The following is a 23,104-nucleotide window of genomic DNA, read 5'->3' as shown; positions in this document are numbered from 1 at the left end:
AATCCTCCTTAATGAATGAAAAAAGATCCTTTTTTCCAAAGCGAGGGCTTTTACAAAAAGCTGCGCTGGATAAAAAGAATCCTTTTTATATTTTATTTTAGGACTTAATTGTCCCTGCATCCGACGGATCAACGCCGTGACGATAAAATTTTGTATGCATCGGTTCGAGCGGCTGATGCTCAAGGATCAGATCCGCTGCTTTTTCAGCGATCATGAGTACGGGTGCATGAATGTTTCCGTTCGTCACATAGGGCATGACGGATGCATCCACTACGCGAAGATTTTCGACTCCATGCACTTTCATCGTCTTCGGATCAACAACGGCCATTGGGTCTGAAGCAGGTCCCATTTTCGCAGTACCGCTCGGGTGCAACGCCGTTTCGGCATCATTCGCAACCCATTCCAGAATTTCTTCGTCTGTTTGTACAGCGTCCCCTGGAGCGATCTCACCAGAATTGAATGGTTTCATGGCTGGTTGTGCCATGATTTCACGGGAAATGCGGATCGCTTCAACCCACTCGCGTCTATCCTGCTCCGTGGAAAGGTAGTTGTACACCATGCTTGGATGCTCCCTTGGATCCCTGGAGCGGATCTTCAGGCTTCCTCTTGCATCAGAATACATTGGCCCAACGTGCACTTGGAATCCGTGCTTCGTATCTGCTTTCTTGCCGTCATAGCGTACTGCTACCGGGAGAAAGTGGAACATTAAATTCGGATAAGGAACAGTCTCGTTAGAACGGACAAAGCCGCCTCCTTCAAAATGATTCGACGCTGCGGGACCTTTACGGCCAAGCAGCCACTGCAGACCAATCCAAGGCATTTTTAACTTATTCAAGCTTGGCTGCATGGAAACCGGCTGTGGGCAGGAATACTGAATATATGCTTCCAAATGGTCTTGCAGATTTTCACCGACACCCGGCAGATCAGCTACCGGCTCAATTCCAAGCGAACGCAGGTGTTCAGCGTCCCCGACTCCGGAAAGCTGAAGCAGCTGCGGAGAATTGATGGCGCCGCCGGAAAGAATGATCTCTCCGGCGTTCACCTTCAGCGTTTTGCCATTGTGTTGATATGTTACACCTTCTGCCTTCGTCCCGTTAAAATCTATGCTTTCAACAAACGCACGGGTTCTTACTGTAAGATTTTTTCGATTCATAACCGGGTGTAAAAATGCACGGGAAGCAGACATTCGTCTGCCTTTATGGATATGCTTATCAAACGGTCCGAATCCTTCCTGACGATAACCGTTCACGTCCGGTGTGCGCGTATAGCCTGCTTCTACGGCTGATTCAAAAAACGCCTGGAACAACGGACTCGTTGCCGGCCCCCGTTCCAGCTTTAGCGGACCTTCTTGCCCGCGGAACTCGTCATCTTTTTCAGCCGCCAGTGTGTTTTCCAACCGCTTGAAGTATGGAAGACAGTGCGCGTAGTTCCACTCCTCCATACCTTCGTCTGCCCCCCATCGTTCATAATCGAGAGGATTTCCGCGCTGATAAATCATTCCGTTAATAGAGCTGGATCCGCCAAGTACTTTTCCTCGCGCATGCTTAATGCGGCGACCGTTCATGTATGGTTCCGGATCAGACAGATACTTCCAGTCATAGAGGCTCTTTCCTGCTGGAAACGGCAGTGCCGCAGGCATCTGAATCAGTAAGTCCCACGCATAGTCACTTCGCCCTGCTTCTAGTACAAGCACGCTATTATTTTTATCGGCGCTTAACCGGTTCGCAAGTATAGATCCTGCACTTCCTCCACCAATAATTACATAGTCAAATGTTTCACTCATATTGTGCACCCCCAAAGACTTTCTTCATGTAACGATGTGTGTGAAGCTATATAATAACTTCTGTTCCAACTATTTCAATTATTAATAAAATGATACTTACTCAACATAAAGAAACGAGAGATTATTTAGAGAGTTTGTGTCTATTTATTTGTTGCTGTCGATCTAGAAAAAATTCAGAGCTTCCGGATTCGTGTTACGGAAGATGTGTTTGGTTTCGGTGTACTCCTCCATGCCGACCTTGCCAAGCTCACGGCCGATGCCGGACTGCTTGTAGCCGCCCCAAGGCGCCTGGGCAAAATAAGGATGGAAGTCATTGATCCAGACGGTGCCAAGACGGAGACTGGAAGCCACCCGCTCTGCTTTGCTGATGTCTGTGGTAAATGTAGCGCCGGCAAGGCCGTAAACCGTGTCGTTCGCTTTTTCTACGGCTTCTTCTTCCGAAGTGAAGCTTTCGACGGTGAGTACCGGTCCGAAGATTTCTTCCTGCACAATTCTCATGTCGGAGCGGCAGTCGGTAAAGATCGTCGGCAGAAGAAAGAATCCCTTTTGGAGCGTTTCGTCGTCCGGGCGTTTGCCGCCGACCGCAACGGTTGCTCCTTCCTGTTTACCGATTTCGATATAGTTTTCGACCTTGCTCATGTGCTCCGCAGAAATAAGCGGTCCCATCTGTGTTTCTTCATCCTGACCGCTGCCGAGACGAATGTTTTTCACCCGTTCGACGATGGCGTTGACGAAGTCGTCATGGATGGATTCCTCCACCAAAAGCCGTGCTCCGGCGGAACAAACCTGGCCGGCATGGAAGAAAGCGGCGTTTAGCGCCTGGTCCACGGCAAGATCGAAATCCGCATCGGCGAAAACAATGTTAGGGTTTTTGCCACCGAGCTCAAGTGCGATTTTCTTCATATTGGAAGTGGCGGACTGCATGATTTTACGGCCGGTTTCAATACCGCCTGTAAAGGAAATCAGGTCCACGTCCACGCTTTCAGAAAGCTCCGCACCTACGTCGGTGCCTTTTCCGAGCACAAGGTTGGCAACCCCTGCCGGAATACCGGCTTCTTCCATCAGCTGAAATACCTTGACGGTCGTAAGCGGCGTAATTTCACTTGGTTTGACGATAATGGTGTTTCCCGTTGCAATAGCCGGTGCGATCTTCCAGGATGCCTGCAGCAGCGGGTAGTTCCAAGGGGTGATCTGGCCGCATACGCCCACAGGCTCACGGACGACTTTGCTGTCTGAGTCCGGAAGCGGGGAAGCGATGTATTCGCCGCCGTCTTTATCCGCAAGTCCGGCAAAATAGTGGAACACTCCGGCGATATCGTCCATATCGGCACGGCTTTCTCCCATTGTTTTACCTGTATCGAGCGTCTCGAGCTCTGCGAGTTCTTCCTTATCCCGCTCAATGAGCTGGGCTACCTTTAATACGTAAGCTCCGCGCTCCGAAGCGGTTGTAGAGGCCCATGGCCCTTTGTCAAATGCCCGGCGGGCAGCCTGTACGGCTTTTACAGCGTCCTCACGGGAGCCTTCCGCTGCCTGCGTGATAACGCTTTGGTCAAGCGGATTAATAATGTCCCGGGTTTTGCCTGCAGCAGCGTCGACCCATTCGCCGTCAATGTACATGCGAATATCCATATGTGTATGCCTCCTAATTGTTAAATTTGTTAAAAAAATATTTAACGTTTTGAATAACTTAAATTTATCAGCTTTCGAACATCTTGTCAAAGACCTGCCGGAAAATTTTTAGTGGCGCTCGAGGTTATCAGCCCGATATAAATAAATTTTAAAAAAGATTTATAAGACTTTTTCACGCGCGTGCGAATATATCCGAAGGCTTTTTATTTCCCGGGGAATAAACATAAGAACTGCCGGCTGATATTTTTAGTCAAGCATTTGACAAGAGATTTTTATACGTTAAGATTAGAAACTGTGAAGAAAATATTTAACAAATTGAATTTTTTTAATAGAAAAGGAGGAGCCCATGACGGATTCTCATCACCAGGATGAATGGAGGGAGTCACTCGAAGGCGCCAAAGACATTATCATTGATTCCCTGGCTGAAACCATGGATTTGTACGGTGTCACAAGAAGCGTTGGCACTTTGTATGGGACAATGTATGTGGAAGGCGATATGACGCTGGATGAAATGAGAGAAAAACTCGGAATGAGTAAACCGAGTATGAGCACCGGAGTACGAAAGCTTCAGGAGTTCAATGTTGTAAAGAAAACGCACCGGCGCGGAAAGCGAAAGCAGACCTACGTAGCCGAAAAGGATTTTTTCCGTTTTTTCACCAACTTCTTTACTCAGCAGTGGGAGAGAGAAGTGCGGACGAATTTGAGCGCCATTGAAAGCGCCTGGGAACAATTGGACATGCTGATTCAGTCGGAAGAAGCAGAAGAGTCCATAAAAGAAGAAGCACGGGAGATCCAGCGGATCCTCAGCCAGTCGATCAAGTACTACAAATGGCTGAGTCGTCTCGTGGAGTCTATGGAAACAGGAGAATTATTTAAATATATTCCGATAGAAGAAGACGATGAAAAAGAGAGATAACAGCTTTACTTTATCTCTCCGGAAAACGTTTTCGCAATATTTAGAATTTTATAAAAAATAGAGGTGTTGCTCGTGATCGAGAAAAATTTAAACTTATTAAAGAGTCTGGGATTTGTCCTTCTAGTAGCAGCGGTACTGATTTACATAATTGCTACTGGTGACGACGTGATGTGGAGCGGCTTTATTGCCATGCTTGTTTTCTATGCTTTGATGTACTATGTCGGCGCCTATTTTGCCGCTAAAAAGTCTGATTCCCTCGACGACATGATGGTGGCCAAACGGAGTCTGCCGCTTGTTATCATGATTTTTACTATGGCTGCCACCTGGGTAGGCGGCGGTTATATTAACGGCACCGCCGAATCAACCTACGTTGACGGCCTCGTGTGGGCCCAGGCGCCCTGGGGTTATGCCCTCAGTCTTATTATTGGTGGTATTTTTTATGCGAGAAAAATGCGGCGCTATGAATTCAAAACCATTATTGATCCGCTCGAACAGCGGTTTGGGAAGAAAATGGGCGGTCTGCTGTATCTTCCGGCGCTCCTGGGGGAAATGTTCTGGAGCGGCGCTATTCTGACAGCGCTAGGCACGACATTCGGTACGATTTTAGGGATCGATTTTACGACGTCGATTGTTATTTCAGCCGTTATTGCGATCGCCTACACCGTATTTGGCGGCATGTGGGCGGTGGCCTACACAGACCTTTTACAGATGATTCTGCTGTTAGGCGGTTTGTTTCTGGTGCTGCCGTTTGCCTTTGGCAGTACCGGCAGCCTGAGCGTCAACTGGAACGATTATCAGGCGGATCTTGGCACCTATGCGAACCTTTTTCCGCCGCTTGACGGGTGGAATCATCCGGAATGGGGGAACTATTTCTGGAACTGGTGGGATTATGCCTTTCTGTTGATTTTCGGCGGCATTGCCTGGCAGGTCTATTTCCAGCGCGTGCTCTCCGCTAAAGATGAACAAACGGCGATGTGGTTTTCGATCATTGCCGGTGTCGTATGCATTATTGCGGCTGTCCCGGCTGTGCTTATTGGTATCATCGGCTATAACGTTGACTGGGCGTCCTTTGGGACGTCAGCACCGGAAACAGCGGCCATGGTACTGCCGGAGGTTCTCCAGCATCTGACGCCGGGGTGGGTAGCGGCGATTGGCCTCGGGGCTCTTGCAGCAGCCGTTATGTCTTCCATGGACTCCTCGATTCTGTCCGCATCCTCGATGGCTTCATGGAACATATACCGTCCGCTGGTTCGTCCGAAAGCCTCCAACGATGAACTGAAAAAAGTGATCAAGACCTCGATTGTGATTATCGGGGCGGCTTCTACCCTGATTGCTTTAAATGTTGGAAGTGTATATACCCTGTGGTACCTGGCGTCGGATTTGATTTTTTGTATTTTATTCCCGCAGCTGACCATGGCTCTGTTTTATAAAAATGCGAACGTGTACGGTTCCCTTACAGCATTTATTGTATCTGTCTTTTTGCGCCTTGGCGGCGGGGAGCCGGCAATCGGCCTGCCGGTCTTTCTTCCGTACCCCATGATTGAAGACGGGATTGTGCTTTTCCCATTCCGTACGGTCATCGTTATTATCGCGTTTATACTCATATTTATTGTTTCGGAAGCTACAAAGAAAAAGGCTGTTCCAAAGCCGCTTCTCATGCCACATGAACGGGATGACAACGAAGCTTTGGAAAAACAGCCGTCTAAATAAAACCAAAAAAAGAGCCTGGAAGCAGCAATGCTTTCAGGCTTTTTGGCGTACAGCGCCGCATATACAGAGAAAAACAGCTTCTACAGCTGTATACTGAAGCTTAGGAAGTTTTCGGGAAGGTCAACATACCTAACGGCGTTCAGTGCATCTATATTAACATATTTACTTTATTTGTCCATTAAACATAAAAAAGAATAGCTATAATTAATGCTGTTTTTTAGCTAATATGTGCTTTTCATGCCGATAAGCGCCTGTTTTCATATTATTTCATGGTTATTTGAATTATATGGAAATAAGAAGGTAGAAAATGATTGAATTTCATCAGCATTTCTATAAAATAAAAGAAGTATTTCCACGTGAATTTAATTAGAAGAGGAGACCCTGATGCTTAAACGTTTTTATTCCTATTACCTTCCTCATAAACAGCTGTTTTTCATTGATTTTTTCAGCGCAATCGCTGTTGCGGCCCTGGATCTGGTTTTCCCGCTTGTGGTCCAGTGGTTTATTGATTCCCTTCTGCCTCAGGAGGATTGGAACCTGGTCGTGTGGGTGTCTGCCGGTCTGCTTGCTATCTATCTATTTAGTGCCTACCTGCAGTATATCGTCAACTATCTCGGGCACAAGCTTGGCATTAATATTGAAACCGATATGCGGCGGGAGCTGTTCAAGAGCGTGCAGGGCCAGTCGTACCGCTTTTTTGATAATACAAAAACCGGCCACATTATCAGTCGTATCACTAATGACTTATTCGATATTGGCGAGCTTGCCCACCACGGGCCGGAGGATTTATTTATTGCTATTATGACGTTTGCGGGAGCTTTTACGATTATGTTTTCAATTAACCCGCAGCTTGCGCTCGTGGCTCTTGTTTTTGTGCCGTTTTTGATCGTGCTTATTACCTATACGAACATTCAGATGAACAAAGCGTGGACAACAATGTACGCAGAAATCGGCGACGTGAATGCCCGGGTGGAGGACAGCGTCTCCGGGGCGCGGGTAGTGCAGTCCTTTACAAATGAAGCCTTTGAAATTGACCGGTTTGCCAAAAACAACAACCGTTACCGCCGGGCTAAGCTGTCGGGCTACCGGACGATGGGCCACACTACGGCAACTATTTTCTTGACGACCCGTCTCATGATTCTGGCTGTGCTCGTTTACGGCGCATGGCTCGTTTACACAGGCGCTATTACAAACGGGGAGTTTGTCGGCTTTATTTTGTATGTGAACGTACTGTTCAAGCCGATTGAAAAAATCAGCGCCATTTTAGAGCTGTATCCGAAGGGCATGGCCGGCTTTAAACGGTTCGTGCAGATGACCGATGCAGAAAAGGATATTGTCGACCACCCTGATGCAGTAGAAGCTCCGGTGCTTACCGGTGACATTAAGCTTGAAGATGTCACATTTGGATACCATAAAAGCCAGCCGGTGCTCCGGGACATGAACGTAACAGTACAGGCCGGAAAAACAGTAGCCTTTGTCGGCTCCTCGGGGGCCGGGAAGACGACCATCAGCTCGCTGATTCCGCGGTTTTACGACGTGGACGCCGGTGCCGTGACGATTAACGGTATAGATATCCGGAAGATGACGAAGGAATCCCTTCGTTCCCAGATCGGCATGGTGCAGCAGGATGTGTTTTTGTTTAACGGCACGTTGAAGGAAAACATTGCGTACGGACGCTTAACGGCTGAAGAAGAAGAGATTGAAGAAGCTGCCCGTCTGGCGAATCTGGACGGCTTCGTGGAGGAGCTTCCGGACGGATATGAAACAGAAATAGGGCAGCGGGGGTTAAAGCTTTCCGGCGGCCAGAAGCAGCGGATTGCAATTGCCCGGGCTTTTCTGAAAAACCCGCCGATTTTAATTTTGGATGAAGCGACCTCAGCGCTCGATACGGAAACCGAAGCACTGATTCAGCAGTCGCTGACCCACCTGGCGGAAAACCGGACGACGATTGTCATCGCCCACCGGCTTGCAACCATCCGGCACGCCGATAATATTGTGGTGGTGACCGGCGGCCGCATTGCTGAGCAGGGAACGTACGAAGAGTTGATTCATAAAAACGGTGTTTTTGCTTCGCTGAACAGTGTGCAGCTTGAATATCAATAAAATATTTTCCTCTCCTTTCATTATAGGAGAGGATTTTTTATGCAAATATGAATGAGAACGATTTCAGCAACAAAGAATCGCAAAAACGAACCGATATAAAATAGTAGAGGGGATACTACATAGAAAAATTTATTTAGAAAAGGGGACGCCTATGCTGCAATCATTAACGCTGCGAAAAAAATTATACATCTCGTTTCTGCTCGTACTGCTGGTGCCAAGTATTATTATCGGCTTCAGCTCCTACACGTCTGCAAAAAACGAAGTCAGAAGCCAGATGAACAGCAATGCCGGGGAAAGCGTTGGTCTGATTAACCAACAGGTAGAAGAAGAAATGAACGCAAGAATTGCTGATATCGGCCATTACGCGAGTCTTGTTACGGAAGAATCATTTACGGACACTGAAGCCGAAGAACGGATGCTCGACACCTTCAATGACTATATTCAAACGCATGGCAAGGTTATTTCCATCTATACGGGATCGAATGAAGGAAAAACGCTGTTTACCTCGGATCAGGGGGAGCTGCCGGTGGATTATGATCCAACCGAACGCCCGTGGTTTCAGGAAGCAGTCGATGCCGGAGGCGAGCCGGTACTTACCGACGTTTATGTAGACGCAGCAACAAAAGCCCAGATTGTAACGATTACCCAGCAGCTGGATGACGGCTCGGGGGTAATGGCCATTGACTACGATTTATCCTCCCTTGAGTCCCTGGCAGCGGGAGCGGCCATTGGAGACGAAGGATACGTTGTAATGGCGGATACCCAGGGCAATTATATGGTGAATCCAAACGCAGAAGCGGGAGAACCAATGGAAGAAAACGTCTACAGCCAAATAGACGGCCAGGGCGAGGGCCATTTTTCGTACACGCTGGACGGGGAAGAAAAGGAAATGGAATTTATACAGAATGAAGCGACCGGATGGACGGTCGGCGGCACGATGTATACGAGCGAGTTTCAGGAGGCGGCGGCGCCGATTCTGTGGAGAACCGGGTTCGTCATTGCCGCCGCGCTCCTCGGAGGCCTTTTGTTTGTTTACTTTATCGTAAAAAATATTTTAAAACCAATCCAGCGTCTGCGGGTTTCCGCTGAGAAAATCAGCGGCGGCGACCTGACCGGGCAGGTGGAAATAAACAGCAACGATGAAATCGGAGCTCTTGCTGCAAGCTTTAACCATATGGTGGAATCTCTGCGGGGTATTCTCACCAAAGTTTCTGCGTCTGTGGAGCATATGAGTTCATCGTCAGAGCAGCTGAAAGCAAGCTCGGAGCAGACCTCGCAGGCGACAAGTGAAGTAGCTGTCGCTACCGAACAGGTGGCAAGTGGGGCAGAAAGACAGACGGAAAAAATTGAACATAACAGCGCCGCGCTTGAAGAAGTGACCGGCGGAGTGAAAAAAATTGAAGAACGCACAGACAATGTGCTTCAGCTGTCAGCTGAGACAGCAGAGAGAGCCCGGGAAGGCAGCAGATATGTAGAAAGCAACCTCTCCCAGATGCAGGATATTCATCAATCTGTTACTGCCTCCAATCAGGTGATTCAGGCTTTGTCGGACCGCTCCAAAGAAATCGGCGGCATTCTTGAGGTTATTACCGGCATTGCGAGTCAGACTAACCTGCTTGCTTTAAATGCAGCTATTGAAGCAGCAAGAGCCGGCGAACAGGGGAAGGGCTTTGCCGTTGTAGCAGAAGAGGTCCGAAAGCTTGCAGAGCAGTCCTCTAATTCGGCAGAGCAGATTGGTACGCTGATTAAAAGCATTCAAAATGATGCAGAGCAGTCTGTGATTCAAATGGAAGGCGTGTCTAAAAATGCGGAGCAGGGGCTGACCGTATCCGAGGACACCTCTAAACAGTTTCAGCATATTCTTGACAGCATGGAGCATATGGCTCCAAAAATCGAAGAAGTGACCGGAACAATCCGAAGCATGGCGAAAAGCGTCGAACGCATTTCACATTCGGCTTCTGATATCTCTTCAATCGCGCAGGAAAACGCAGCTTCGTCTGAAGAGGTGGCGGCGTCCACGCAGGAGCAGCTGGCCTCGATGCAGGAAATCTCCTCTGCGGCCGAAACGCTCGCTTCCATGGCAGAGGACCTTCAGCAGGAAGTCAGCTACTTTAAAATTTAGAGAAAATATTGATGGTAAACAGAAAATCCTCCGGGGTTTTCTGTTTTTTTTACAAAATATAATTAAAACAAGTATTACCCGGGAAATAGAAGGAGGCATCCATCAATAGTCTGCAACTTCAGGAGGGCCCATGAGAAAATTACCGTTCGACATAGGATTATTTCGTTTTTTTATCTTTTGGTACATATGCGGTCTCGTGCTGCTGACGTTCGATTTGCTCCCGGTATGGCTCGAATGGGCAAACGCTGTTTTTCTTTATTTAACCGGAGTAATTGGAGCTTTTTTTCTGGTCCGGTCGTACGGAGGAAAAACCGGGGGCGGACTGACTGCCGTTATCTTTCTGCTTTCGATGTTTCTTGAAGGGATCGGTGTACAGCTGAATCTCTTTTTCGGGAGCTATGAATACGCTTCTGATTTCGGGGCGATGATTCTCGGGGTACCGCTGACGATCGGGGCAGCCTGGGTCGCCATCGTGTCGGGTTCACACGCGTTAATGCTGTATGTTCTGGGCATGTTTCCACGCCTGCGCGGATGGGGGTCATTTGTTCTTTATGTACTGCTTGGGGCGATTTTGGTCACAGGAATTGATTTTGTGCTCGACCCTGTGAACTATCTGGTGCAGGGGTACTGGATATGGAATGAGGGCGGCTGGTACTATGATATTCCGTTTTCGAATTTCCAGGGCTGGTTTATTATTGGCTTTCTTCTGCATACGATTATGTATTTAGTTCTTCGTTTTCAGGGAAGACTGTTTGAGGCGTCGGCTTATTGGCAGCCGCGCACCGCTGCTTTATATATGCTGCTTACCTTTATGTTTACCCTGCTTGCGCTGTTAAATGCCCTTTGGCTTGCCGGGACGATTGGAATTGGTATTATGATTTTTTGTTCTGCGGTGCTTCTGGGAAGAAAGCAGCCTGCTGAAAGAAAATAACAAAACATTAACAGCTTCTTCATACAAGCGTTACATTGAGGGCTTAACATAGGAGGTGTTGATCCCCCCAGGTTCATCTCACTGGACAGGGAACCCCTCTATGCGTCTCCCCGTACCCCCGGGGAGACTTTTTTTATGCATCCAAAACGTTGAACAGCCTTGGAAGAGGGATAAGCTCGAGTATGGTGTTTATTCGGGGATCGGTGCTGGTTTCTTCTTCGCACCTGGCGCAGTAAATTAATTGTTCCTCTTCAAGAAAATAAAGAGAGTCCTGTACTTTCCGCTCCTGGGTGCTGGTTAAATGCACCACGATCGATTCGTTTCTTCTCAGAGCCGTTTCGGCAGCTGGGGCTGCGTGTTTGTTTAATTTATGAAATGCGCGATTCACTTTAAGAGCAAGCATGGCGCAGGCCTCCTATTTTACAATTATGGAAATAGATTTCCCTTTGAACAGGCGCATGAAGCTTTACTTTCGACCTATCTTTATGCGAAAAGCCCTCCCGGAAAGGAAGAGCTTCTCCTGTTATGCCTGCTGCTTTTCATCCCACACCTGCTGGAGCGCCTGTTCAAATGTTTCTGCTGGCTGAGCGCCGGAGAGGGTGTACGTTTCGTCGAATACATAAAAAGGGACGCCGTCAATTCCTATATAGGAAGCTTCCTGTAAATCTTTTTGCACACTCGGTGTGTAGGCATCCAGCTCAAGCAGCTCCCTCGTTTCATCCTCCACAAGGCCGACATCTCCCGCGAGTCCGACGAGGGTGTCGATATCTGCAATGTTTTTGGATTCGGTAAAATATGCACGCAAGAGGCGCTCAGTCATGCGGTTGTTTTTGCCGCGTTCTGTGGCGAACTGCAGCAGCCGGTGGGCGTCAAAGGAATTAGCCGGCACTGCTTCGTCCATGTTGTATTCCAAACCGATATCCCGTGCCTGCTCGGTGAGCTGCCGGTGAAACGACAGCACCTGCTCCCGGTCCATGCCTTTTTGTTCAGAGAGAAAGGTATGAATGTCCGAGGCCGGATTTTTTGGCATTTCCGGATTCAGCTGAAAGCTGTGATAGATCACCTGCACCTGGTGCTTGAACGTCATGTTTTCCAAAGCGGTCTCAAAGCGACGTTTTCCTAAATAGCAAAACGGGCACATTACATCAAACCAAATATCTACCTGCATGTTTTTCCTCCTTTAAAATACGCTATGTACAGTATGAAGAAAAAATTTTTTTCTGCCTACAGAAATGCTTACAGAGAGCGTTTTTTTCTGTTCAGAAAAAAATCAGTAAAAAATATCCTTTTCTCGAACGTACGTTCTTGTATAATGGAAGTAATATACTTCTCTTTGAAGGGGACGTGATGCTGATGAATGAAGAACAAAAAACAATGGCCCGCATGATAGCGGCGGAATGGGAAAAAGAAACGGAGGACTGGAAACAGAAGGAACGGCTTCTTCGTAAAGCCTGGGCAGAAAAGCATGAATTGAAGCTGCGCTGGAAAAACGAAGAAAATGATGTAGATACAACAGGGACATGTACGTATATTGATCATATGAAGCGGCTTATTCACTGGAAGGACGAGGAGGGCAATTATTATAATATTTCCTTTGACCGGATTCTTTCCGTACAAAAAGGGAGTGAAGAGTGGTGAAAAAGGAAGAACTCGCTGTGCTCTCCGCTTATCTGGAGGAACAGATTAATCATTTGACCAGACGCACGCCCTACAGTAAAGAGGACGATCTGCTCTGTCTTGGCGGCCGGCTTGCGTATCAGCAAATTCGTGCTGAAGTACAGAAAATAGCAGAACAGAAAGAAAATTACTATAAATAACCTGGTGAAAAAACGGTGAAGAAACAATTTATGGTATTCTGAGGGAAGAAGGTATTCAAAACCACTATGTGGGCTTTGTAACCGTTATCTTGATGAACTCAGGCCCGGGAGGGGACACCATGAAAATAGGAATGATTGGCATCGGGGACATTGCTAAAAAAGCGTATCTCCCCATTTTAAGTAATTTAAAGGATGTAGAACTGCACGTGTACACAAGAAATCCGGATACGTTAAAAGAAATTGCTGATACGTATACGATACCTCACACGTATCAGCAGATGGACGAATGGCTGAGCTGTGGTATGAAAGCAGCATTTGTTCATACCGCCACCGTAGCGCATGAGCCTATTATAGATGCGCTGCTCGACATGGGCATTCACGTGTACGTGGACAAGCCGATTACGTACCACGCCGAATCTGCCCAGCGGCTGCTTACTAAAGCCAAGGAGAAGCGGCTGCTGCTGATGACCGGCTTTAACCGCCGGCATGCACCTTCCTATCAAAAACTGATGGAAGCAGAGGACACGAATATGATTATTGTTCAAAAGCATCGGGGTCATCAGGCAGCGGACGCCCGCACGTTTGTGTTTGATGACTTTATTCATGTGATTGATACAATTTTGTATTTGTTCCCGGAAACAATTGAAAACATGACGGTGAGCGGTAAAGGGGAATATGATCTTTTGCACCATGTGACGCTGCAGCTTGAGTCACCCAATGTGACAGCGCTTGGTATTATGAACCGCGAAGCTGGCACCTCCCTGGAACGTGTAGACGTGATGAACCAGGAGCAGACCTTAACGGTAAGCAATGTCCGGGATGTAAGCGTGCATAAAGATAAAGACGTGTGGCACCAGGGAGAAAACGACTGGGAATCCACGCTGAAAAAACGCGGGTTTGAAACTATTATTACAACCTTTCTGGCCTTTGTGGAACAGGACATTATTTCGGAATACATGTATGAACAGGCCTGGGAAACTCATCAAATGGCCGAAGATGTTGTCCGGCACCTTACGAGTCCGTGAATAAAAGCTCTGTCTTCCCTGCAGCTGCAGAAAGACAGAGCTTTATTATGAAGGAAAAATAACATCGATCTCGTGCTGCCCGAAAAAATCGAGCCACTCCTCCGCTGGTTTTTTGTTGGTCAGCAGGCAGTCCACCTGTTCAAAGGGAAATGTTTTGACCAGAGAAACAGCCCCGAACTTTGTATGGTCGACAAGCAGAATAACCCGGCGGGCCTGATTCTGCATGTACTGCTTTAAATCAGCTTCCGGCTCATTTGTATCCATAATGCCCTGCGTCATGGAAATGCCCTTACAGCTGACGACAGCTGCATCTACGTTGTACTGCTGTACTGAACGGATGGCTGAGGGTCCCACGAGAGATCGCGAGTTTTTCCGAAGGCTGCCCCCGGTAGAAAACACGTCAAAGGATGAAAATGCAAAGTCCTGAAGAATAGAGACGCTGTTTGTAATAATGGTGAGATGATCCTTGGACTGCTGAAGCACCTGCAATGCTTCATACACCGTGGAGCTCGTGTCAGCCATAATGGAAGAGCCGTCCTTGATGAGCGGTGGCAAAAACTGGGCAATGATTCTTTTTTCTTCTAAATTGATCGTATTTCTCGTCTGGTAGGGAAGGTCTTCGCTCGTTCGTTCATTGAGCGTGGCTCCGCCGTAATTACGGGTAACAACCCCTTCACGTTCAAGCTTTTCAAGGTCACGGCGAATCGTTTCCTCAGTGACGTTAAACGTTGAAGCCAGGGGAGCGACGAATACTTTTTTATCACTGTAGAGAGTGGATAGAATTTTTTCTCTTCGTTCAAAAGCGAGCATACATGGTCCTCCTTATCACAGCTGCGGTTTTGAGTCTTGATTTTACTAGTTACACTATAAGCATAAATCAGGTAGGAATACAGGTTTTTACGCAAAAATCTTTAAAAACAAAGAGTTTTTATACATAAAAGCTTCATAGTTAAGCCTAATTTGTGTCCTTTTTAATTTAAAGCTATAGAAACAGAATGAAATTATAAATGGAAAAGTGTGGGCTAAAGCTTCTTAGTGCACCAAAATAATGGTATCATTAAGTAAAAATACATAGTTAATTGGAAATAAAAGTTAAAAAGAAATCCTTTATAAAGGTGATGCACAAAAGGAGAAAATGCTGTTTTGAAGAAGATCATTTTTGTAACAGCCGGGCTTCTGATCTTACTTATGGCAGGGGCAGGAGGATGGTTTGTAATGAAATCAAACGCTTCACTTGGGACAAACGCGGAGGCTTCCGGACATTATATAGGTACTTCGGTGCGCTGGGACCCGCTTGCAGATAATGAACAATATAAAGATCTGCTCGTTGAAGAATTCAGCAGCCTTACTGTAGAAAATGAGATGAAGATGGAGGCTGTGCAGCCTGAACCGGGAAATTACAGCTTTCAAAAAGCAGATGAAATTGTACAGACTGCGGAACAAAATAATATGAAGGTCCGCGGTCATCCGCTTGTGTGGGGAGAAGCACTGCCCGGGTGGGTGCATGAAGAGGTAGTAGATGAGCAAAGCGCTAAAGCAGTACTGAAGGATCATGTGCAGACAATGGCAGGGCACTACAGCGGGCGTGTACAGGAATGGGACGTCGTTAATGAAGCCTGGAACGATGACGGAAGCTACAGAGAAACAATATGGTTTGAGTATATTGGACCAGAGTATATTCCTCTGGCCTTCGAATGGGCACGGGAAGCGGCTCCGGAAGCAAAGCTTTACTACAATGACTACGGCAATGAAATGAAAAATGAAAAAACAGATGCTATGTTTGAAGCCTTAAGCAGCTGGAAAAACGAGGGGGTGCCGATTGACGGTATTGGCATGCAGACTCACATTGATGCTGCTGATCCAAGGTTTTCCAAAGAAAAAATGCAGGAAAACCTTAAGCGCTGGGGGGAGGCTGGTTTTGAGACAGCTGTAACTGAAATGGATGTAAAACTGCAGAATCTGGATGCTCCCCGACAGGAACGTCTAAATACCCAGGCAGATATTTATGCAGATGTGACGAGTGTCTGTATGGTGGAGTCCTCCTGCAGCGGCCTTACCGTCTGGGGCATCGGTGATGCAGAAAGCTGGGTCACCGAACAGGAGTCAGAAAACGGAGAGCCGCTGCTGTTTGACAGCAGCTGGGAAGAGAAACCTGCATATGACCGTATGAAACGAACATTTATTTTTAATCCTATACCGTAAAAGGGGGGCAGGACATGAACGACACATTCTGGTACATCCTGGCAGCAGAGATAATTGTACTAATGCTGCTTTATTTTTCAGCAAAAAAATGGACCTGGTCCCGGCATATACTGCTCTCTCTTTTTCTTATCGTCAATGCCGTTTATCTTTTTTGGAGAGCGGCCGAAACGATCCCTACCATTGGCATTATCAGCTTTATCGCGGGCATTCTGTTACTGGCCACAGAAGTAATGGGCTATTTCCAGGCAATTATGTTTACGATTTTATCCTGGAGACCGTTTAAACGAAAACATATTCCGCTCTCAGAGCTGGAAAGCCTACCCACAGTCGATGTATTTATCGCCACATATAATGAACCTGAAGACCTTCTAAAGCGGACCATGACTGCATGCACGATGATGCGCTATCCTGAAGACTTGTTGAAGGTATACGTCTGCGATGATGGGAAAAGAGAGTCTGTGCGCCGCCTTGCAGAAAGCTTAGGTGTAGATTACATTTCCCGTCCCGGCAACGAGCACGCCAAAGCGGGCAATTTGAATGACGCGTTAACGAAAACCGACGGGGAAATCGTTGTGACGATGGATGCTGATATGGTGCCAAAAGCCGAGTTCCTCGAGCGCACCCTCGGGCAGTTCACAGACGAAAAAGTGTCGTTCGTCCAGGCGCCGCAGGTGTTTTATAACGCGGATCCTTTTCAGTACAATCTGTTTTTTGAAGATAACATTACCAACGAGCAGGATTTTTTCATGCGCCGGCTGGAAGAAGGAAAAGACCGCTTTAACGCTACCATGTACGTAGGCAGCAACGCCCTGTTTCGCAGGAAATCGCTCGAGGATATCGGCGGGTTTGCCACTGGGGTGATTACTGAAGATATGGCGACTGGCATGCTGCTTCAAACCGGGGATCAAAAGACGGTGTTTGTGAACGAAACGTTAGCTGTCGGACTTGCCCCGGAAACATATGCCGATCTTTTAAAGCAGAGGGACCGCTGGTGCCGCGGCAATATTCAAGTTATGCGGAAATGGAATCCGATGAAAATCAAAGGCCTTTCCTTTATGCAGCGGCTGCTGTATATGGATGGCATCAACTACTGGTTCTTCGGCGTTTATAAAATGATTTTCCTGCTGGCGCCGCTGTTGTTTTTAATTTTTTCCATCTACAGCCTGAACGCAGACTTTGAAACGCTTGTGCTTTACTGGCTGCCGGCCTTTCTTTCATCGCAGCTCGCCTTCCGGTTGATGTCTGACCAAAAACGGACGGTGCTCTGGAGCCATGTTTATGAAGTAGCAATGGCTCCGTATATGGCAGTCTCGGTAATTACGGAAGCGTTTTTGCGGAAAAACATCAAGTTTAATGTCACAGCCAAGGGCATCCAAAATGCCCGCCGCCAGTTTCTATGGAGAGTCAGTATTCCGTATCTGGTACTGCTTGCGCTCACCTTTATTGCCCTGGCTAGAGTAGTGCTTCATTTCACTACCTCTCTAACGCTTTTTCAAAACGAAGACGTACTGTACATTAATATTTTCTGGATCCTTTATAACGCTGTAGCTCTTGTCCTGGCATTAATGGTTTCAGTGGAGCGTCCGCGTTTTCGCGGAGCTGAACGGCACAAGGTGGATCTCGAAGGCACCGTATCAGCCGGGGGGAGAACGCTTCCGTGCAAAGTGCTGGATCTGAGTGAAACCGGGGTTCGTTTTGAAGTAGCACACCCGGAAGCAAAGTCCTGGCTTTCCCAGGAAGAACACTTTATCCTAAGCGCCGGCCCGATTAACGGTCTCCACGTGCATAAGCTGTGGGTCGGAGGTCAGGCAGAATTGGTGGCTGCTGCTGGAGGTAAATTCCAAGATGTGACTCTGAAACAGTACCGCAGTTTAATTCAAATTATGTTTTTGGAAATGACGGATATTTATACGAAACGTATTTACGAACGTTCTTCACTCGGGAGGGCCTTTCTGAAGTTTTTCAGGGGGACGGAAAAACAGCCGGCTCAGGCAAAACGAATGGCTGTCCGGGAACAGGTGAATATGTCTGCAACTGTAAAAGTGAATAACGTTATTTATGAAGCGGTAGTCAAGGATTACAGCATGAGCGGCTGCCGGGTGCAGGTAAAAAACGTTAAAAGTATTCAGCCGGGAGATATTGTCTATATTTCCGGGAGAGAGGAGCACTTTCCGGATAATTACGCCCGCACCCAGTGGATCCAGCAGCGTGGCCGTAAAACGTGGGTTGGGATGCAGTTTTTACAGGAAAGTATCAGCAGCCGGTCCTCAGGCATCAGCTGAGCCATGCAAAAAAGGAAGGTTCCTGCGATAGGGAACCTTCCTTTTATTGTTATTTTGACCCGAATATAAAGTGATAAGCTTTTGCAGGAAAAACGGATTGCCCTGAGGCAGGCCGGCTTACGTTTCTTCCGTGGAGGTGGTGGAGGACTTTCCGCGCCGGCGGTGATAAATAACGTTCAGTTCAGCGCCGATCATTAAAATCATACCGGTCAAAAAGAACCAAAGCATCAGAATAATAATACCACCAAGGCTTCCGTAGGTGGCAGAATAGTTGCCGAAGTTGCTGACATAAAAGGAAAAAGCGAGAGATATCAGCTGCCACAGCACCGCGGCTGTGACAGCGCCGGGCAGAATTTCCTTCCATTTTAATGTTTTATTCGGTGCAAAACGATACAGTACGAGAAGCACAGCAGACATTATGGTCAGGGCGACGACCCACCGGAGAATTTGAAACAGCAGCTCGGTCTGCGGTGGGAGGCTGACGACAGAGTTGATAAAACCAATGATCAGGTTGCCGAATATAGGAAGAATAAGGGCGGCAGCAAGTGCAATAATCATGCCGAGCGTCAGCGCAATGGAAATACCCCGGACTTTAATGAAGGAGCGCGTTTCTTCGATATCGTATGCAGTGTTCGAGGCGTTAATAAAGGCGTTGATCCCATTGGAAGCCGACCATAATGCACCGATCAGGCCGATGGTGAAAAGTCCGCCCCGCGGTGTTTCAACGATGCTTAGAATATTTTCCTCGAGCACTGAAGTCATGCCGCTCGGGGCGGTATTCTGCACAAGCGTGACAACGGCCTGTGAATCAATATTCAGAAAGGGAAGAATAGTAAGTATTAAAATCATCATTGGAAAAATGGAAAGCAGGTAATAGTAGGATTGGGCGGCGGCCAGTAACGGCACATCGTCCTTTTTAAATTCTCCCATGAGCTCTTTGGCATAGGATTTGATAGTGTTCATATGTCTTACCCCTCTCTTTACAACTTAGCGATACGAGCTTGTACAAAGCCTTCTCTTACCGTACCACCAGGAGGCCAGGCTTAAACTGCCGGACGTAGGAATGGACGTAATTATTGTAACAGGAGGGTTTATAGGGCAGAATAAAGCGGAGAACAAAAGGAGGAAAATAAATGATTTATATTAATACCCATGCGTTTCAGGAAGAGGCATTGGTAAGAGACGGGCGCACAGAAGAAGGAAAACGGATCGTCGAATTTACGTTTCAGGTTACGCATGAGGAGTATCATGAGGTAACGGTATTATTGTACGAAAATGACTTTAAGGTGCAGGCGGGGGAATCAGAGCCATTTCAGGCTGAAATTCTTCAGTATTCCACGGATATGGTGAATCTTTATGAACCTGGGAGCGCGAGCCGCTATACGCTCGCACTGATTGAAAAATAACCGAAGAGCCGCGGCTCTTCGGTTAGCTTTTGGAATAATCTTTAATGTGGTAGGCTTCGGCAAGCTTTTCATTATCCTTCTGGTATTTCAGCTGCAGTACCTTTTGAAGATTCACAGGGAGCGAGTACCTTTTATAATGAAGGGCAAAGCTCGCGTTATTCTGAAGCAGGCGCCGCGGAGACACAGGGCCGATCTTCGGCATATCAACGACGGGGATTTTACCGTTTGGATTCAGCGGTGTTTTAACAAAATAATTCAACTTACGGGCGATTACCGCCTGCATGACTCCGTAGCTGCGGTTTAGCTTTGAGCGGTTGTATTTTGGCACACGGTCGATGCCCATATACTGAAGCAGCTGCAGAATCTGGCCGTATTCATCATTGCGAAAGTTTTCGTACTGCAGCAGGTAATAGTTATCCGGCCCGAAAAGCTCTTTTATTTTTTGAAGATAGCGGTAATAGTGATAATGGTCCAGAATACCGTGGTCCTCCCAGTCCTTAAACAAAGCTTTAGCGCTCTTGTATCCTCCCTGATGGAGATATTGAACGTAAAGGGAGGTCAGCAGGTCAATCTGATCCCGTACCCCGACAATAATATGGGTATCATACGTATCTTCGGGAAAGGTGCGGCGGAGGTCTTCAAGTACTTTTAGATTGTTTTTTGATTTTTTTTGGGAAAATGGACTGCCGGAGAGGCCTTCATAGGAAATAAGCACCGGCTTCTCCGGCTCCATAAACGCTTCAATGTTCGTGCGGATGGTATGAATGTTTTCATCGCTCAGCCGTTTCAGCCGTAAATCATACAGCTCCTGATCGATGCGCTTTTTTCGTATGTATTTGATTTCCTGTTTTAGTTTGGGATACACATTCTGCTGTAAAAACGTAGTCGCTGTCTTATGAAAACCGATATGTATAAACACTTTTTTTCGCATAGGTTCCTCCGCATAGTTTGTTTAATTATTATTATCATAACGAAAAATAAGAAGCTCCGCAAAGCGTTTATCCGGCTGAAGTAATAATGAATAAAAAAAGAGTACAGGCACAACTTTACGCCTGTTACTCGTATGACTTCTTTTCGAGCTCGGGGTTTTCGCTGAGCTGCCGAAGAAGCTCTTTCGGGGAGTCAGAAACGATAATTTTATCGCGGTGGTCGGCAGGGAGAAACTGCTCCTGCTCCATATGATTGAAAAATTGCAGCAGGTGGTCATAATAATGGTGGATATTTAAAAGTGCGCACGGCTTTTGGTGCACACCGATCTGGGCCCACGTAAACATTTCAAAAAACTCTTCAAGGGTTCCAGGGCCGCCCGGCAGCGCTATGAAGCCATCGGCCAGTTCAGCCATTTTGGCTTTTCGTTCGTGCATCGTAGATACTTTATAAAGCTTACTCAGGGAAGGATGGGCAATCTCTCTTTCAACGAGTTTATCCGGTATAACTCCTATAACTTCGCCGCCAGCTTCGAGCGCAGCATCTGCGAGGCGGCCCATGGTCCCTACATTGGATCCGCCGTAGACCAGTGTGCGGTCAGAGGAGGCTATCTCTCTGCCAAGAGCTGCTGCTGAATCTTTATATACGGGGTCGCTTCCGAGGCGGGAGCCGCAAAATACAGCAATGCTTTTCATCAGGCATCTCTCCTTTAATATCTCAATCATTGAATAGTATAGCACGAGTAAAAAAAGAGAAAGAACAGCCAAATTTTCATGTTAAGATAAATAAGACAGTTGAAAAGGGGGCGTGAATGACATGGCTTCCCAACAGGACCAGCCTATTGTCCGCATGGTGCAACAGCATATAACCAGCCGGCCGGTATCCTTTCACGTGCCCGGGCACAAAAACGGCACCGTTTTTCCAGCGTCGCTAACGGAATGGGAAAAAATATTTCCTTACGACCTGACAGAAATCACCGGCCTCGACGATCTTCATGAGCCTGAAGAAGGGATTGCAGAAGCCGAACATTTAGCGGCAGAAGTGTTTGGGGCCGAGAAAACGTGGTTTTTAATTAACGGCTCTACAGCAGGGAACCTGGCGATGGTAATGGCCGCCTTTTCTCCAGGAGATCAGGTGCTTGTACAGCGTGACGCTCACAAGTCAGTGATGAATGCGGTAAAGCTTGCCGGTGTCCGGCCTGTATTTGCACGGCCGGAAATAGACGAAACGACACAGCTTTCAATCGGTATTTCCCGGGAAATACTGGTGGATGCGTGGGCCCGTTACCCATCACTAAAAGGGGTGATCATCACCTCTCCGTCGTATGAAGGATGGAGCAGTGATATTGCCTCCCTTGCAGAGTTTGTACATAGTCGAGAAGGAGTATTACTGGTGGATGAAGCTCACGGAGCCCACTTTGCAGCAAGCCCGCAGCTTCCAAAAGAGGCGATCGCCCAGGGGGCGGATGTAGTCGTCCAGTCCGCTCATAAAATGCTGCCGGCTCTCACAATGAGTGCGTATTTGCATGTGTCCGGCCCCCGGGTTTCCCGTGAACGTCTATCCTATTATCTGCAGATGCTGCAGTCGAGCAGCCCTTCATATCTGCTGCTCGCTTCGCTTGATGCAGCCCGTCATTACGTACATACAATACAGCATAAGGGATGGAGCGCCGAACAGCTCTGCGCCCAAAAGCAGCAGCTTGAAGCAGTTATTGGCAGCAGGCTGGTACAGCCGCCGCAGCATATATCCGCGGACCCGTTAAAATGGATGGTGCCGGTGCCTGAAGGGTATACAGGATGGGAGGTGCAAAAGGCTCTCGAACAGGAAAACATCTATTCAGAGCTTGCGGGCAGCAACTACGTACTTTGGACTCTGCCCCTGACCAGTGAACACATCGACATCCCCTTAGAGGCAGTGAAGAGAGTATGGGCAGGGCTTGAGCCCCGGGACGGGGACAGGGCCCCGGCCGTTTCCATGTCTGAATTGTTTCCCCGGCTATCCGAAGGCACCGGGGAAGAAGAGCCCGGCGGTGAAGAGTGGATCCTGCTTGAAAGCGCAGAGGGAAGAACTGCAGCAGCGCCGCTGGTGCCCTATCCTCCGGGGGTCCCTCTCTGGCTTGAAGGAGAATGTGTGGACGCCGGAAGAATTCGCTATGCCCGGGGCCTTCTGCAGAACGGGGGACGTCTGCAGGGAGGCAGGAAAGAAGATAACCGCTTTTTTGTAAAAGTGAAACATAGGAAGAAAGGATAGA

Annotated in this window: 20 protein-coding genes; 12 read left to right on the top strand and 8 right to left on the bottom strand. The window is 47.7% G+C overall.

The features are described from left to right. Positions 1-97: 97 nt before the first annotated feature. Entirely contained in the window at positions 98-1,783 is a 1,686-nt protein-coding gene (gene betA, locus G548_RS0104270; RefSeq protein ID WP_022792910.1) for a choline dehydrogenase, read from the bottom strand. Positions 1,784-1,945: 162 nt separating this feature from the next. Continuing rightward, the gene (gene betB, locus G548_RS0104265) at positions 1,946-3,412 is read right to left on the bottom strand and encodes a betaine-aldehyde dehydrogenase (RefSeq protein WP_022792909.1); all 1,467 of its coding nucleotides are present in this window, start codon (positions 3,410-3,412) and stop codon (positions 1,946-1,948) included. Positions 3,413-3,758: 346 nt separating this feature from the next. Here betB and cudC point away from each other — a divergent pair, with 346 nt between their 5' ends. From cudC to G548_RS17350, 5 genes are all read left to right on the top strand, one after another. Then, positions 3,759-4,328: a choline uptake/conversion transcriptional regulator CudC gene (gene cudC, locus G548_RS0104260; protein ID WP_022792908.1), complete on the top strand. Its 570-nt coding sequence runs from the start codon at positions 3,759-3,761 to the stop codon at positions 4,326-4,328. Between the two features lie 72 nt (positions 4,329-4,400). Beyond that, the gene (locus tag G548_RS0104255) at positions 4,401-6,038 is read left to right on the top strand and encodes a high affinity choline transporter 1 (protein ID WP_022792907.1); all 1,638 of its coding nucleotides are present in this window, start codon (positions 4,401-4,403) and stop codon (positions 6,036-6,038) included. A gap of 384 nt (positions 6,039-6,422) precedes the next feature. After that, the gene (locus G548_RS0104250; RefSeq protein WP_022792906.1) at positions 6,423-8,141 is read left to right on the top strand and encodes an ABC transporter ATP-binding protein; all 1,719 of its coding nucleotides are present in this window, start codon (positions 6,423-6,425) and stop codon (positions 8,139-8,141) included. Positions 8,142-8,292: 151 nt separating this feature from the next. Beyond that, positions 8,293-10,263: a methyl-accepting chemotaxis protein gene (locus G548_RS0104245; protein ID WP_022792905.1), complete on the top strand. Its 1,971-nt coding sequence runs from the start codon at positions 8,293-8,295 to the stop codon at positions 10,261-10,263. Positions 10,264-10,393: 130 nt separating this feature from the next. Then, entirely contained in the window at positions 10,394-11,194 is an 801-nt protein-coding gene (locus tag G548_RS17350; RefSeq protein ID WP_022792904.1) for a carotenoid biosynthesis protein, read from the top strand. A 133-nt stretch (positions 11,195-11,327) separates the two neighbouring features. Here the strand turns inward: G548_RS17350 and G548_RS0104235 are convergent, their stop codons facing one another. Together G548_RS0104235 and G548_RS17345 are read right to left on the bottom strand one after the other, a co-directional pair. Further along, positions 11,328-11,597 (bottom strand): hypothetical protein, encoded by a 270-nt coding sequence (locus G548_RS0104235; protein WP_022792903.1) that lies wholly within the window; start codon positions 11,595-11,597, stop codon positions 11,328-11,330. 120 nt (positions 11,598-11,717) lie between these two features. Beyond that, positions 11,718-12,362: a DsbA family oxidoreductase gene (locus G548_RS17345; protein ID WP_040880646.1), complete on the bottom strand. Its 645-nt coding sequence runs from the start codon at positions 12,360-12,362 to the stop codon at positions 11,718-11,720. A gap of 185 nt (positions 12,363-12,547) precedes the next feature. Here G548_RS17345 and G548_RS0104225 point away from each other — a divergent pair, with 185 nt between their 5' ends. The 3 genes from G548_RS0104225 (at position 12,548) to G548_RS0104215 (ending at position 14,036) form a co-directional block, all read left to right on the top strand. Further along, positions 12,548-12,832, top strand: a complete 285-nt coding sequence (locus G548_RS0104225; protein WP_169435227.1) for a YolD-like family protein — start codon at positions 12,548-12,550, stop codon at positions 12,830-12,832. Then, complete coding sequence (locus tag G548_RS0104220; RefSeq protein WP_022792901.1) at positions 12,829-13,011, top strand: hypothetical protein; 183 nt, start codon at positions 12,829-12,831, stop codon at positions 13,009-13,011. Before G548_RS0104225 ends, G548_RS0104220 begins: the two co-directional genes overlap by 4 nt. Before the next feature lie 119 nt (positions 13,012-13,130). After that, a complete protein-coding gene (locus tag G548_RS0104215) occupies positions 13,131-14,036 on the top strand; it encodes a Gfo/Idh/MocA family protein (RefSeq protein ID WP_022792900.1) in 906 nt (301 codons plus the stop codon). A gap of 45 nt (positions 14,037-14,081) precedes the next feature. Here G548_RS0104215 and G548_RS0104210 read toward each other — a convergent pair whose 3' ends face one another. After that, complete coding sequence (locus G548_RS0104210; protein WP_022792899.1) at positions 14,082-14,846, bottom strand: DeoR/GlpR family DNA-binding transcription regulator; 765 nt, start codon at positions 14,844-14,846, stop codon at positions 14,082-14,084. A gap of 333 nt (positions 14,847-15,179) precedes the next feature. Between G548_RS0104210 and G548_RS17340 the strand changes: the two genes are divergently transcribed. Both G548_RS17340 and G548_RS17335 read left to right on the top strand, forming a co-directional pair. Beyond that, positions 15,180-16,238 carry a glycoside hydrolase family 10 protein gene (locus tag G548_RS17340; RefSeq protein WP_022792898.1) on the top strand — a complete coding sequence of 353 codons (1,059 nt, stop codon included), beginning with the start codon at positions 15,180-15,182 and terminating at the stop codon, positions 16,236-16,238. Between the two features lie 14 nt (positions 16,239-16,252). Further along, entirely contained in the window at positions 16,253-18,520 is a 2,268-nt protein-coding gene (locus G548_RS17335) for a glycosyltransferase (protein WP_022792897.1), read from the top strand. A 117-nt stretch (positions 18,521-18,637) separates the two neighbouring features. Here G548_RS17335 and G548_RS0104195 read toward each other — a convergent pair whose 3' ends face one another. Continuing rightward, entirely contained in the window at positions 18,638-19,483 is an 846-nt protein-coding gene (locus G548_RS0104195; protein ID WP_022792896.1) for a YihY/virulence factor BrkB family protein, read from the bottom strand. Between the two features lie 170 nt (positions 19,484-19,653). Between G548_RS0104195 and G548_RS0104185 the strand changes: the two genes are divergently transcribed. Beyond that, complete coding sequence (locus G548_RS0104185; protein ID WP_022792895.1) at positions 19,654-19,926, top strand: DUF3219 family protein; 273 nt, start codon at positions 19,654-19,656, stop codon at positions 19,924-19,926. A 22-nt stretch (positions 19,927-19,948) separates the two neighbouring features. On the opposite strand, the gene G548_RS0104180 is transcribed toward G548_RS0104185, so the two are convergent. After that, positions 19,949-20,857 (bottom strand): sulfotransferase, encoded by a 909-nt coding sequence (locus G548_RS0104180; RefSeq protein ID WP_022792894.1) that lies wholly within the window; start codon positions 20,855-20,857, stop codon positions 19,949-19,951. 124 nt (positions 20,858-20,981) lie between these two features. Then, a complete protein-coding gene (locus G548_RS0104175) occupies positions 20,982-21,548 on the bottom strand; it encodes an LOG family protein (protein WP_022792893.1) in 567 nt (188 codons plus the stop codon). A gap of 121 nt (positions 21,549-21,669) precedes the next feature. Between G548_RS0104175 and G548_RS0104170 the strand changes: the two genes are divergently transcribed. Further along, positions 21,670-23,103, top strand: a complete 1,434-nt coding sequence (locus tag G548_RS0104170; protein WP_022792892.1) for an aminotransferase class I/II-fold pyridoxal phosphate-dependent enzyme — start codon at positions 21,670-21,672, stop codon at positions 23,101-23,103. Position 23,104 lies beyond the last annotated feature (1 nt).

It is taken from the genome of Marinococcus halotolerans DSM 16375, from assembly GCF_000420725.1.
Taxonomy (GTDB): domain Bacteria; phylum Bacillota; class Bacilli; order Bacillales; family Marinococcaceae; genus Marinococcus; species Marinococcus halotolerans.
Note: the sequence above shows the minus strand (reverse complement) of the source record. Positions and strands in the feature narration are given on the sequence as shown.

Bases quoted from the DNA above. Each gene is read 5' to 3' on its own strand.
- betA (WP_022792910.1), bottom strand. From the start codon at position 1,783: ATGAGTGAAACATTTGACTATGTAATTATTGGTGGAGGAAGTGCAGGA.
- betB (WP_022792909.1), bottom strand. From the start codon at position 3,412: ATGGATATTCGCATGTACATTGACGGCGAATGGGTCGACGCTGCTGCA.
- cudC (WP_022792908.1), top strand. From the start codon at position 3,759: ATGACGGATTCTCATCACCAGGATGAATGGAGGGAGTCACTCGAAGGC.
- G548_RS0104250 (WP_022792906.1), top strand. From the start codon at position 6,423: ATGCTTAAACGTTTTTATTCCTATTACCTTCCTCATAAACAGCTGTTT.
- G548_RS0104245 (WP_022792905.1), top strand. From the start codon at position 8,293: ATGCTGCAATCATTAACGCTGCGAAAAAAATTATACATCTCGTTTCTG.
- G548_RS17350 (WP_022792904.1), top strand. From the start codon at position 10,394: ATGAGAAAATTACCGTTCGACATAGGATTATTTCGTTTTTTTATCTTT.
- G548_RS0104235 (WP_022792903.1), bottom strand. From the start codon at position 11,597: ATGCTTGCTCTTAAAGTGAATCGCGCATTTCATAAATTAAACAAACAC.
- G548_RS17345 (WP_040880646.1), bottom strand. From the start codon at position 12,362: ATGCAGGTAGATATTTGGTTTGATGTAATGTGCCCGTTTTGCTATTTA.
- G548_RS0104225 (WP_169435227.1), top strand. From the start codon at position 12,548: ATGAATGAAGAACAAAAAACAATGGCCCGCATGATAGCGGCGGAATGG.
- G548_RS0104215 (WP_022792900.1), top strand. From the start codon at position 13,131: ATGAAAATAGGAATGATTGGCATCGGGGACATTGCTAAAAAAGCGTAT.
- G548_RS0104210 (WP_022792899.1), bottom strand. From the start codon at position 14,846: ATGCTCGCTTTTGAACGAAGAGAAAAAATTCTATCCACTCTCTACAGT.
- G548_RS17335 (WP_022792897.1), top strand. From the start codon at position 16,253: ATGAACGACACATTCTGGTACATCCTGGCAGCAGAGATAATTGTACTA.
- G548_RS0104195 (WP_022792896.1), bottom strand. From the start codon at position 19,483: ATGAACACTATCAAATCCTATGCCAAAGAGCTCATGGGAGAATTTAAA.
- G548_RS0104185 (WP_022792895.1), top strand. From the start codon at position 19,654: ATGATTTATATTAATACCCATGCGTTTCAGGAAGAGGCATTGGTAAGA.
- G548_RS0104180 (WP_022792894.1), bottom strand. From the start codon at position 20,857: ATGCGAAAAAAAGTGTTTATACATATCGGTTTTCATAAGACAGCGACT.
- G548_RS0104175 (WP_022792893.1), bottom strand. From the start codon at position 21,548: ATGAAAAGCATTGCTGTATTTTGCGGCTCCCGCCTCGGAAGCGACCCC.
- G548_RS0104170 (WP_022792892.1), top strand. From the start codon at position 21,670: ATGGCTTCCCAACAGGACCAGCCTATTGTCCGCATGGTGCAACAGCAT.